The sequence below is a fragment of the Streptomyces sp. CC208A genome (assembly GCF_030010625.1).
Taxonomy (GTDB): Bacteria; Actinomycetota; Actinomycetes; order Streptomycetales; family Streptomycetaceae; genus Streptomyces.
In genome coordinates this window covers 31,464-42,587 of sequence record NZ_JASCXN010000018.1, presented here as the reverse complement: position 1 = coordinate 42,587, position 11,124 = coordinate 31,464, and the positions used below count along the sequence as shown (strand labels likewise).

The window sequence follows — 11,124 nt, the reverse complement described above, 5'->3', positions numbered from 1 at the left end:
CCTCAGGCAGCCGTGGCCTCGCCGAACCAGCGCCGCAGCGCGGCCTCAAGGCCGCCTCCGGCCGGAGCGGTCCAGGCGATGTAGCCGTCCGGGCGGATGAGCACCGACTCCGTCGCGGCCCCGCCCTCCTCCGGTCCGGCGGGGAAGGTCCTGACACGGACCACGTCGACCCGGTCGGACCAGCCGGCGGCCGTCGCGGCCGTGGCGCCGGTCGCGTCCGCCGTGATCAGGACGCCACGGGCCGGATGCAGCAGCCGGGCGATCCGGTCGGTGCCGCCGTCGGCGAGCTCCAGCTCGCGGTCGGCCATCCGGCCGCCGAGCAGCGGGTGGCCGGCCCCCTCGGCGCCGTCGCCGACCTCGTACACGATGTCGAAGCCGCTGACCATGCCGGCGATGTGCCGGGCCGCCGCCGGGATCGCGAAGAGCTCGGCCATGACGGTCCGCAGCGGCTGCACCGAGCTGCCGGTGAGGTTGAGCATCCCCTGGGCGAGCGTGCCCCGCAGGACGCGGGCGCCCACCGGGTGCCGCTCGGAGTGGTACGTGTCGAGCAGTCCCTCCGGAGCGCGGCCCCCGACCGTCGCCGCCAGCTTCCAGCCGAGGTTGTAGGCGTCCTGCACACCGACGCTGAGGCCCTGGCCGCCGGCCGGCAGGTGGATGTGCGCGGCGTCGCCGGCGAGCAGCACCCGGCCGCGCCGGTACTCGGTGGCCTGACGGGTGGCGTCGGTGAAGCTGCTCACCCAGCGCGCCTCGCCGTGGTGGATGGAGTCGCCGGTCAGCCGCTGCCAGGCGTCCGCGACCTGCGCGAAGGTGACCTCGGCGCGGTCCGGCGGGGTGCCGTTCTCGCAGACGATGATCCGGGTGTAGCCCTCCTCCAGCGGCGCGGCCATGACCATGCCGTTGGGGAAGAGTTCGCCGATCATGCGGGGCTTGATGTCGACGCCCCTGACGTCCGCGAGGTACATCTCGCGGGTGGCGTCGGAGCCGGCGAACTCGAAGCCCGCCAGGCGCCGGACGGCGCTCCTGCCGCCGTCGCAGCCCACCAGGTAGCGGGCGGAGTGCTCCTCGGCCCCCTCGGGGCCGTTCACGGTCACGGTCACGCCGTCGGCGTTCTCGGCCAGACCGGTGAACTCGTAGCCGCGGCGCAGGACGGCACCGAGCTCGACGGCCCGGTCCTCCAGCATCTCCTCGATCTTGTACTGGGGCGCGCCGCGCACACCGAAGTGCGAGCCCTCCAGGATCCCGTAGTCGATCGGGATGCCGCCGAAGTGGCCCTGGCGGGTGATCTCGGTGTTCTTCAGGCGTTCGAGGAGGCCGCGCTGCTCGAACATCTCGGTGGCGCGGGCGGTGAAGCCGATACCGCGCGACTCCCAGCTCCGCTCGGTCCGCTGCTCGAAGACGACGACGTCGGCGCCGCCGAGGCGGAGCTCGGCCGCGAGCGTCAGCCCCGCGGGCCCTGCCCCGATAACTATGACATCGGTATTCATGACTTCCTGTCCTGAGCCTCGAATTCTGCGGGGGGAGAGAGGGGGGGGGAGCCGGCGTCACGTCCGGACGGACCGGCTCGGCCGGATCGGCCTCAGACGGTGGGGACGGCCTCGATGATGGAGATCGGCGCGGAGGTGGGGACGGCGCGGGTGAGGGTGAAGCCGGCCTTCGCGAACAGCTCGCGGTACTCGTCGAGCGTGCGCTCCTGGGCGCCCAGCATCAGCATCAGCCAGAGGTCGATGGCCTGGCCGAGGTGGTGGTCGTTGCCCTCCGGGAGGACGTACTCCATGACGAGCAGCTTGCCGTCGGGGCCCATCGCCTCACGGGCGTTCTTCAGCGCCGTGATCGCGTCTTCCTCGGAGAAGTCGTGGATGATGTGCTTGAAGAGGTACGCGTCGCCGCCCGAGGGCAGCTTGTCGAGGTAGCCGCCGTGCTCGATGGTGAAGCGGTCCGCGACGCCGGCGGCCTCGAAGTACGCCTGGGAGTCGACGGTCGCGACCTCGGAGTCGTACAGGACGCCCTTGACGTTCGGCGCCTTCTGGAGGATGCCCGCGAGCAGGTTGCCGCGGCCGGCGACGACGTCGACGACGGTGTCGAACTGCGAGAAGTCGTACGCCTCCACGAGCGGGGCGGTCTCGGACTCGGAGAGGCCGCCGAAGGCGTGGAAGAAGACCTGCGCGTACTCGGGGTTGGCGTGGAAGAAGTCCAGGGCACCCATGCCGCGCAGCTTGGGCAGGTTCGGCTCGCCGGTCTCGACGGTCGTGAAGAGGTGGCCCCACTCCTCGTGCAGGAAGGGGTGGCTCATGAGCACGGCGAAGCCGCGCATGGTGTCCGGGGCGTCCTCGCGAAGCTTGTCGGAGAGGGCGGTGTTCTCGAAGGAGCCGTCCTCGCGGACCGCGAAGACGCCGTGGCCGGCGAGGGCGCGCAGCAGGCGGCGGACCGACTTGGCGTCGGCGCCGACGCGCTTGCCGATCTCCTCGACCGCGAGCGGGCCGTCGGCGAGGACGTCCGCGACACCGAGCCTGGCCGCGACGGAAAGGGCCTGGGTGATGACCGCACCCTGGATGAGATTGAGCAGCGCGTAGGAATCCGACTGGTCACGAACCTCGGGCGTAGCGGGCATGGCTTTCCTTTCAAAGTGCCTTTTTCGCGGATTCCTGGACGATAGGTCGGCACTTCTCGGGCCCGCAACCATGGTTTTTTGAATGTGTTGACTTGAACGTTCAACCGAAGAATTCGGGCGGTTGAACGCCACCACCTCCACCTCGTCTCGACCGGGAATCCTGCCTCCCTTGCCAGGTTGTCCCGGCACCACATACACCCCGAGAAGGAGCAGGCGTCATGGCGGACAAGGGACAGCAGGTAGCGCTGGTCACCGGCGGCACGAGCGGCATCGGCCTGGCCGTCGCCGAGAACTTCGCGCGCCAGGGCCACCGCGTCTTCATCTGCTCGCGGAACGTCGAGAACGTCACCGAGACGGTCGGCAAGCTGCGCGCGGAGGGCTACGACGTCGACGGCACGGCCGCCGACGTCAGCAGGCCGGAGGACGTCACACGTCTCGTCGAGGCGGCCGTCGCGCGCTACGGCACGATCGACATCCTGGTCAACAACGCGGGCCGCAGCGGCGGCGGCGTGACCGCGGAGATCTCCGACGAGCTCTGGTACGACGTGATCAACACCAACCTCACCAGCGTCTTCCTGGTGACCCGCGCCGTCCTCACCACCGGCGGCATGCGCGAGAAGCAGAGCGGCCGGATCATCAACATCGCCTCCACCGCCGGCAAGCAGGGCGTCGTCCTCGGCGCCCCGTACTCGGCCTCCAAGCACGGCGTCGTCGGCTTCACCAAGGCCCTCGGCAACGAGCTCGCCCCCACCGGCATCACCGTCAACGCCGTCTGCCCGGGGTACGTCGAGACGCCGATGGCCCAGCGCGTCCGCCAGGGCTACGCCGCCGCGTACGACACCTCCGAGGACACCATCCTGGAGAAGTTCCAGGCCAAGATCCCGCTCGGCCGCTACTCCACGCCGGAGGAGGTCGCCGGTCTCGTCGGCTACCTGGCCTCGGACACCGCCGCCTCCATCACCTCACAGGCGCTCAACGTCTGCGGCGGCCTCGGCAACTTCTGACCCCCCCCCGAGACGGCAGAGACACCAAGGAGGCCGACGTGCCGCACACCCCCCCGACGCCGGTGGACTTCTGGTTCGACCCGACCTGCCCCTGGGCCTGGCTGACCTCCCGCTGGGTCCTGGAGGTCGCGGCGCACCGGCCCCTCGACGTGCGCTGGCGCGTCATGAGCCTGACGGTCCTCAACGAGGGACGGACCGACCTGGACGAGCGCTGGCATCGCGACCTGGCGCTGCGCATGGAGCCCGTACGGGTCTGCGCCGCCGCCGAGGAGCGGTACGGCTCCGAGGTTCTCGGCCGGCTCTACACCGAGCTCGGCACCCGCTTCCACCTGGACAAGGCGCCCAAGGAGCGGGTCACCTACGCGGCGGCGCTGGCCGCCGCGGGCCTCGATCCCGGCCTGGCCGAGGCGGCCGGGTCCGAGGCGTTCGACGGCGCGGTGCGCGCCTCGCACGACGAGGGCATCGGCCGGGTCGGCACCGATGTCGGCACTCCTGTCCTCGCCGTCGGCGACGTGGCGTTCTTCGGCCCCGTGGTGACTCCCGTCCCACGGGGCGAGGACGCGGTACGGCTCTGGGACGGCGTCCTCGCCGTGGCCGGGACCGACGGTTTCTTCGAGCTCAAGCGGACCCGCACGCGCGATCCGCGCTTCACCTGAGGGCCCGGTCAGTGGTGCGCCCCGGCCGTCGGAGCCGTCCAGTTCTCGGCCAGCCAGCTCTCCAGGGAGACCAGGTCGGGGTGCCGGCCGCGCAGTGCCGGCAGGTCGGCCCGGTAACCGTCCCGCTCGAACCAGTCGAACATGTTGGCGAGGTCCTCACGGGCCGCGCGCAGCGGTTCGATGGGGAGCTGCTGGAAGCGGGTCGGGATTCCGGAGACCGCCTCGAAGGCCGCGGCCATCTGCGGGCCGGTCAGGTCGTCGCCGGCGATCTCCACCGTCCTGCCGAGCCACCCCTCCGGGTCCTCGAAGGCGTCCGCGGCGAAGACGCCGATGTCGCTCGTCGCGATGAGCTGCACGGAGGTCTCCGGGTCCAGCCACATGGCGAGGACCAGTTCGTCCTGGACCCGGCGCGGAGCGATGTCCAGCAGGATGTCGTGGAACATGACCGGCCGCAGCACCGTCAGCGGCAGGTCGAGCGACCTCAGGTACTCCTCGATCCGCAGCTTGCTCTCGAAGTGCGGGACCCGGGTGTCCCGGTCCGCTCCGCCGACCGAGCTGTAGACGAAGTGCCTCACCCCGGCCCGTACGGCCGCGTCGGCCACCGCCCTGCCCTGGCGCTCCTCCGCCTCGCAGCCGCCGGGGCCGCGGAAGGTCTGGACGCTGAACACCCCGTGGACGCCGTCCATCGCCGCCGCCAGCGAGGCCTCGTCGTCGAGGTCGCCGCGGACGAGCACGGCACCCGCCTCCGCGAGGGCCCTGGCCTCGTCCTTGGCCGGGTCGCGGACGAGCGCGCGCACCGCGTGCCCGCGGCGGAGCAGCTCGCGGGCCACCGCCCCGCCCTGCCGGCCGGTGCCACCCAGCACCAGGATCGTCTCTTCAACCGCCACTGTCCGTCTCCATGTCTGTGGTCCGCCGGTTCCTCGTCCGGCGCGACATCGGGTCCTGCACGCAGTAAGGGCCGTACGGGTGGTGCGGGGTCAGGCCGCCGACATCACCTTCAGCTGGAGCAGCGAGTTGACGAAGTCGACCAGCTGCCGCGCGGTGACTATGTCGCCGAGCTCGTCCTCGCACAGCTCGATGCCGAAGTCCCGCTCCAGCTGGCTGTACGTCTCCAGGAGCGCCAGCGAGTCGTAGCCCAGGTCCTCGAAGGAACGGTCCGGCGCCTCCACGAGCGAGAGCGTGTCCTCGGCCTCGCCGGCGCACTGGAACATGATGGTCTGGAGGTCGTCGATCGTGATCTGCTGCACGGTCATGCCTCTTTCCGTGTGGATGGTGTGGGTGCGTTCCGCGCTACCACGGAACGGGGCCTTCGTCCGCCAGGCAGGCGCCCGACGGGCCGGTCTCGTCCAGGAGGGCGAGCCGGACCGCGATCCCGGCGCCCTCGGCGGGCGTCCGGTGGCCGCGGTGGTGGTTGATGTCGGTGGCCACCACTCCCGGGAGGGCGGCGTTGACCTTGATCGCCGTGTCGCGCAGCGCCTTGGCGTAGGCGACGGTGACGGCGTTGAGCGCTGTCTTCGAGGACTGGTAGGCGATCATGTCGAGGCCGGCCAGCGGCGAGTCCGGGTCCGCGTTGAGCGTCAGCGAGCCGACGTGGCTCGACAGGTTGACGATCCGGCCGGCCGGGGAGCGGCGCAGCAGCGGCAGCATCGCCCCGGTGACGGTGACCACGCCGAAGACGTTGGTCTCGTAGACCTCACGGAGGTCGGCGGCGGTCGCCTCGGGGGCCGTACCGGTGAAGCGGCCGGCGATGCCGGCGTTGTTCACCAGGATGTCCAGACGTCCGTGGCGCCGCTCGATCGTGGCGGCGGCCTCGGCCACGGAGGCCGGGTCGGTCACGTCGACGACCACCGCCTCCGCGGTGACACCGTCGGCGACGAGGGCGTCAGCGGCCTGCTTGCCGAGGGCCTCGTCGCGGGCGCCGACGAGCACGACGGCCCCCCGCTCACCGAGCTGCCGTGCGACGGCGAAGCCGATGCCCTTGTTGGCGCCCGTGACGAAGGCGATCTTCTCGACCGGCACGTCCCTGCCCCTCTCCCTTTTCTCGGGGACCGAATTACTCATGCGGTGAAGGTAGTAAGAGGCAAAACACGGGAGCACCTCCGACATTGCCATCGGCCCCAGCGTTCAACCGTTCAGAATCGACGTTCAAGCAGGTGCATTCCGCAGTCGAACGCCCTCCCCTCGCGCGCGCTTTTCCTTTCATTGCGACCGGACAGTCCGCTGAGTAGCTTCACCTCACATGAAAAATATTGACGTCATCGTCGTCGGGGCCGGACCGGTCGGCCTGATGCTGGCCGGAGAACTCCGCCTCGGCGGGGTGGACGTGGCCGTCTACGACAGAGAGCCCGCCCCCTCCGGGGAGTCCCGCGCCCTCGGGTTCAACCGCCGCGCCGCCGAATCGCTCGGCCAGCGCGGGGTGCTCGACCGGATCGGCGCCTTCCGCTGGGGCCCGATGGGCCACTTCGGCGGGGTCCGTTTCGACCTCGGCATGCTCGACGAGGACCACAGCGGAGTCCTCGGCCTCTCCCAGGCACGGACCGAGGAGGCGCTCGCCGACTGGCTGGCCGACCTCGGCGTGCCGGTGGTGCGCGGCCGCGAGGTGACCGGGCTCCGGGAGACCGAGGACGCCGTCGTCGTCTCGTACGACAGCCCCGAGGGTCCGGGAGAGGAGTCCGCCGCGTACGTCGTCGGCTGTGACGGCGTGGGCAGCACCGTCCGGCGGCTCGCCGGCATCGCGGCCCCCGGCTGGGCGGCCACCCGCGGCATGTACACCGCCGAGATCACCGGGGTCGCCCTGCGCCCGCGTCCGATCGGCGAGCGTCTCCCCGGCGGCTCCATGGTCGTGTGCACCCCGGTCGGCGAAGGCCGTTTCCGGGTCGTCGTCCACGACCTCGCGCTGCCCGCGAACCCGGACACGGAGACGCTGACCTTCACCGAGGTCGCGGACGCCTGGCAGCGGCTGACCGGCGAGTCCATCCACGACGCCGAGCCGCAGTGGCTGTGGGCCACCGGCAACTCCGCCGCCCTGGCCGAGGAGTTCCGGCGCGGCCGCGTCCTCCTGGCGGGCGACGCCGCCCACGAGATCCCCCCGCTGGCGGCCTGGGGCCTGAGCGCCGGCCTCCAGGACGCGGCGAACCTCGGCTGGAAGCTGGCCGCCACGGTCAGGGGCTGGGCGCCCGAGGGGCTGCTCGACACCTACGACGCGGAACGGCGCCCGGCAGGACGGGAGTTGATCCGCAACGCCCGTGCCGCGGGGAAGATCTACCTCAGCGGCGAGGAGATGGACCCGGTGCGCGAGGTCATGGGCGAACTGCTGGCCCGGAAGGAAGCGGCGGAGCACGCCGCGGGAATCGTCAGCGGTCTCGGTGTCCGCTACGCGCTCGGCAAGGGCGAGCACCCCCTGCTCGGCCTGCGGATGCCCCCCGAACGCGAACTCACCCTCACCGACGGCACCACCACCCGCGTCGCCGACCTCCTGCGCACCGGACACGGCCTCCTCATCACCACCGACCCGAACCACGCCCGCCTCGCCGAAGGACTCCACGACCGCCTCGACCTCGTCACCGGCACCTGGACCCAGACCCCCGAACCCGCCCTCGACACCGTCCTCGTCCGCCCCGACGGCTACGTCGCCTGGACCTCCCCCGGCACCGTCGACGAACTCACCGACACCCTCGCCCGCTGGTTCGGCACCGCCCAGCGGTGACCGGCACCCCCGCGGAACCAAGGAACCGACAAGGAGCACACGCATGCCCAGGGATGTCATCGTCGTCGGAGCGGGCCCGGTCGGCCTGATGCTGGCGGGCGAACTCGCGCTCGGCGGCGCGGACGTCGTCGTCTACGAACGCCTGCCGGCCCCCGTGCGCGAGTCGCGCGGCGCCAGCATCACCAAGCGCGCCGCCGAATGCCTCGACCAGCGCGGACTCCTCAGCGGCCTCGGCCCGACCGAGCCCGCCGACGCGCACTTCGGCGGGGTGCCGATCGACTTCGCCCCGCTGGCCGAGGACCACTACGGGCTCCGGGGCGTGCCGCAGTTCCGCACCGAGCGGGTGCTGGGGGAGTGGGTGACCGGGCTCGGCGTGGAGATCCGGCGCGGCCACGAGGTGACCGCCTTCGAGGAGACCGACGAGGCCGTACGCGTCCGCGTGACCGGCCCCGACGGCCCGGCCGAGGAGACCGCCGCGTACCTCGTCGGCTGCGACGGCGGGCGCAGCCTGGTCCGCAAGCTGGCCGGGATCGACTTTCCCGGCACCGAGGGCCGGCGCGGCTTCCTCACCGCCGACGTCACCGGCGTCGAGACCCGCAAGCGGCGCATCGGCGAGAACCTGCCGGGCGGCAGCATGATCATGGCGATGGACCTGGAGAACGGCGTCACCCGCCTCGTCGTCCACGAGGCCGGCACGGCGCCGCGCGACCGCGCCTCCCTCACGTACACCGATCTGGCCGACGCCTGGCAGCGGCTCACCGGCGAGTCCCTGCACCACGGGGAGTGCCGCTGGCTCAGCTGCTTCACCGACGCCTCGCGTTCCGCCGCCGCCTACCGGCGCGGCCGGGTGCTCCTGGCCGGCGACTCCGCGCACGTCCAGCCGCCGGCGATGGCCCAGGGCCTGAGCGTGGGCGTGCAGGACGCCGTCAACCTCGGCTGGAAGCTGGCCGCCACGGTCAGGGGCTGGGCGCCCGAGGGGCTGCTCGACACCTATGACGCCGAACGGCGCCCGGTCGGCGAGCAGCTGGCACGGAACGCGCGAGCCGCGATCGAACTGCGGCTCACCGGCGAGGACATGGACCCGGTGCGCGAGATCGTGGGAGAGCTGGTGCGCCACGAGAGCGCCGCCGAGCACCTGGCGGGAATGCTGAGCAACCTCGGTGTCCGCTACGCGCTCGGCAAGGGCGAGCACCCCCTGCTCGGCCTGCGGATGCCCCCCGAACGCGAACTCACCCTCACCGACGGCACCACCACCCGCGTCGCCGACCTCCTGCGCACCGGACACGGCCTCCTCATCACCACCGACCCGAACCACGCCCGCCTCGCCGAAGGACTCCACGACCGCCTCGACCTCGTCACCGGCACCTGGACCCAGACCCCCCAACCCGCCCTCGACACCGTCCTCGTCCGCCCCGACGGCTACGTCGCCTGGACCTCCCCCGGCACCGTCGACGAACTCACCGACACCCTCGCCCGCTGGTTCGGCACCGCCCAGCGGCGGTAGGGCGACGGTCCAGCCGGTCTCGACCGGGGTTCGGGGAGCCCCGTCGAGACTGCCGACACATCTGCCCCGGCGCCGATCGCGGCGCCCGGGGCGGCTTACGACACCGTAACCATGAAGGAGCTGGTGGAATGGCTGGCAGCGAACGGGATCAGGCGACCGGCATGCCGCACGTGGTCGTCGTCGGGGGTGGCATCGCGGGCCTCTCGACGGCGTTCCATCTGCGGAACGAGCCGGTGCGGGTCACGGTCCTGGAGGGGTCGGACCGGCTCGGCGGCAAGCTGAAGGTCTCCGAGGTGGCGGGTGTCGCCGTCGACGAGGGCGCGGAGTCGCTGTACGCCAACCGCCGCAAGACCACCGGTCTGATCAAGGACGCCGGGCTCGGCGAGCGGATCATGTCGGCCGGGGTGACCGCCTCCGCGATCTGGACCAGGGGCGAGATCCGGCATCAGCCGGACCGTCAGTTCATGGGCGTGCCCTGTGACATGGAGGACCTGGCCCGGTCCGGCGTCCTGTCCGAGGAGGGGGTCGAGCGCGCCCGGCAGGACCTGTTCCTGCCCTCCTTCGACCGGGACGGGGACGTGTCGGTCGCCGACTACGTCGGGGGCCGCTTCGGCAAGGAGGTCGTGGACCGCCTCGTCGAGCCCTTCCTCGCGGGCGTGTTCTCCGGCCGCGCCGAAGACCTCTCCTTCGAGGCGACGCTGACTCCGCTGGCGAAGGCGTCCCGGCACCAGGCCTCCCTCGCGGACGCGGCGAGCGCCCTGGTGCCGGTCCTCGCCCCGGGCGAGAAGCCGCCGCCGGTGAGCGTGGCGACCCTCGAGGGCGGCTTCGGCTCGCTGCCCGAGGCCGTCGTGCGGGAGACGCTCGCCGCGGCCCCCGGCACCGTCTTCCGTACCGACGCCCCGGCCCACGCGCTGGCGCGCTCCGCCGACGGCTGGCGGATCACGGTCGGCCCGGCCGAGGCGCCGGAGCTGATCGAGGCCGACGCGGTCGTCCTCGCCACCCCGGCGGGACCGGCGCGCAGCCTGCTCGCCGGCGTCCCGACGGCCGGCGCGGCCGTCGAGGCCCTGAGCGAGGTGCGGTACGCGAGCGTGGCCGTGGTCACCCTCGCGTACCCGAAGTCGGCCTTCCCCGGCGGCGGACTCTCCGGCCGCGGCTACTCGGCGTACCGGGTGCCGGCCGTGGAGGGGAAGCTGGTCAAGGAGGTCACCTTCACCACGGTGAAGTGGCCTCATCTGGCCGGCGAGGTGGAGATCGTCCGCTGCTTCCTGGGCCGCCTCGGCGAGGAATGGGTCCTGGGCCGGGACGACGCCTCGCTCGTCGCGGTGGCGGCGGCGGAGCTCGCCGAGGCGACCGGCGTGACCGGCGTCCCCGTCGAGTCCCGGGTGAGCCGCTGGCAGGACGCCCTGCCGCAGTACACCGTGGGCCACCTGGACCGGGTGAGCCGCATCCGGGAGTCCGTGGCGGCCCAGCCGGGTCTCGCGGTGTGCGGCGCGCTGTACGACGGCGTGGGCGTGGGCGTCTGCATGGCCACCGCGCGCAAGGCCGCCGACGAGGTGCTGTCCTGGCTGGCGAAGAAGGGCGAAGCGGCCCGGCCGGTCACGGCGGCCGTCTGAGGAGGTCCGCCCGGAACGAGCTCTCGTTCCGGG

General features: G+C 72.3%; 10 protein-coding genes. 5 read left to right on the top strand and 5 right to left on the bottom strand.

Features of this window, described 5'->3' with window-relative positions:
* Positions 1-2: 2 nt before the first annotated feature.
* Both QK442_RS20105 and QK442_RS20100 read right to left on the bottom strand, forming a co-directional pair.
* On the bottom strand, positions 3-1,484 hold the full coding sequence (locus QK442_RS20105; RefSeq protein ID WP_282695372.1) for an FAD-dependent monooxygenase: 1,482 nt from the start codon (positions 1,482-1,484) through the stop codon (positions 3-5).
* 92 nt (positions 1,485-1,576) lie between these two features.
* Positions 1,577-2,608, bottom strand: a complete 1,032-nt coding sequence (locus QK442_RS20100; protein ID WP_282695371.1) for a methyltransferase — start codon at positions 2,606-2,608, stop codon at positions 1,577-1,579.
* Positions 2,609-2,826: 218 nt separating this feature from the next.
* On the opposite strand from QK442_RS20100, the gene fabG reads away from it, so the two are divergent.
* The gene (fabG, locus tag QK442_RS20095; protein WP_282695370.1) at positions 2,827-3,612 is read left to right on the top strand and encodes a 3-oxoacyl-ACP reductase FabG; all 786 of its coding nucleotides are present in this window, start codon (positions 2,827-2,829) and stop codon (positions 3,610-3,612) included.
* Between the two features lie 38 nt (positions 3,613-3,650).
* Entirely contained in the window at positions 3,651-4,268 is a 618-nt protein-coding gene (locus tag QK442_RS20090; RefSeq protein ID WP_282695369.1) for a DsbA family protein, read from the top strand.
* 8 nt (positions 4,269-4,276) lie between these two features.
* Here QK442_RS20090 and QK442_RS20085 read toward each other — a convergent pair whose 3' ends face one another.
* From QK442_RS20085 to QK442_RS20075, 3 genes are all read right to left on the bottom strand, one after another.
* Complete coding sequence (locus QK442_RS20085; protein ID WP_282695368.1) at positions 4,277-5,155, bottom strand: NmrA/HSCARG family protein; 879 nt, start codon at positions 5,153-5,155, stop codon at positions 4,277-4,279.
* A gap of 90 nt (positions 5,156-5,245) precedes the next feature.
* Positions 5,246-5,521 carry a phosphopantetheine-binding protein gene (locus tag QK442_RS20080; RefSeq protein ID WP_282695367.1) on the bottom strand — a complete coding sequence of 92 codons (276 nt, stop codon included), beginning with the start codon at positions 5,519-5,521 and terminating at the stop codon, positions 5,246-5,248.
* Between the two features lie 37 nt (positions 5,522-5,558).
* Positions 5,559-6,329 (bottom strand): SDR family oxidoreductase, encoded by a 771-nt coding sequence (locus QK442_RS20075; protein ID WP_282695366.1) that lies wholly within the window; start codon positions 6,327-6,329, stop codon positions 5,559-5,561.
* Between the two features lie 178 nt (positions 6,330-6,507).
* Here QK442_RS20075 and QK442_RS20070 point away from each other — a divergent pair, with 178 nt between their 5' ends.
* From QK442_RS20070 to hemG, 3 genes are all read left to right on the top strand, one after another.
* The gene (locus QK442_RS20070; RefSeq protein WP_282695365.1) at positions 6,508-7,974 is read left to right on the top strand and encodes an FAD-dependent monooxygenase; all 1,467 of its coding nucleotides are present in this window, start codon (positions 6,508-6,510) and stop codon (positions 7,972-7,974) included.
* A gap of 43 nt (positions 7,975-8,017) precedes the next feature.
* Positions 8,018-9,478: an FAD-dependent monooxygenase gene (locus QK442_RS20065; RefSeq protein WP_282695364.1), complete on the top strand. Its 1,461-nt coding sequence runs from the start codon at positions 8,018-8,020 to the stop codon at positions 9,476-9,478.
* 128 nt (positions 9,479-9,606) lie between these two features.
* The gene (gene hemG / locus QK442_RS20060; RefSeq protein ID WP_282695363.1) at positions 9,607-11,091 is read left to right on the top strand and encodes a protoporphyrinogen oxidase; all 1,485 of its coding nucleotides are present in this window, start codon (positions 9,607-9,609) and stop codon (positions 11,089-11,091) included.
* The last annotated feature ends 33 nt before the right edge of the window (positions 11,092-11,124 follow it).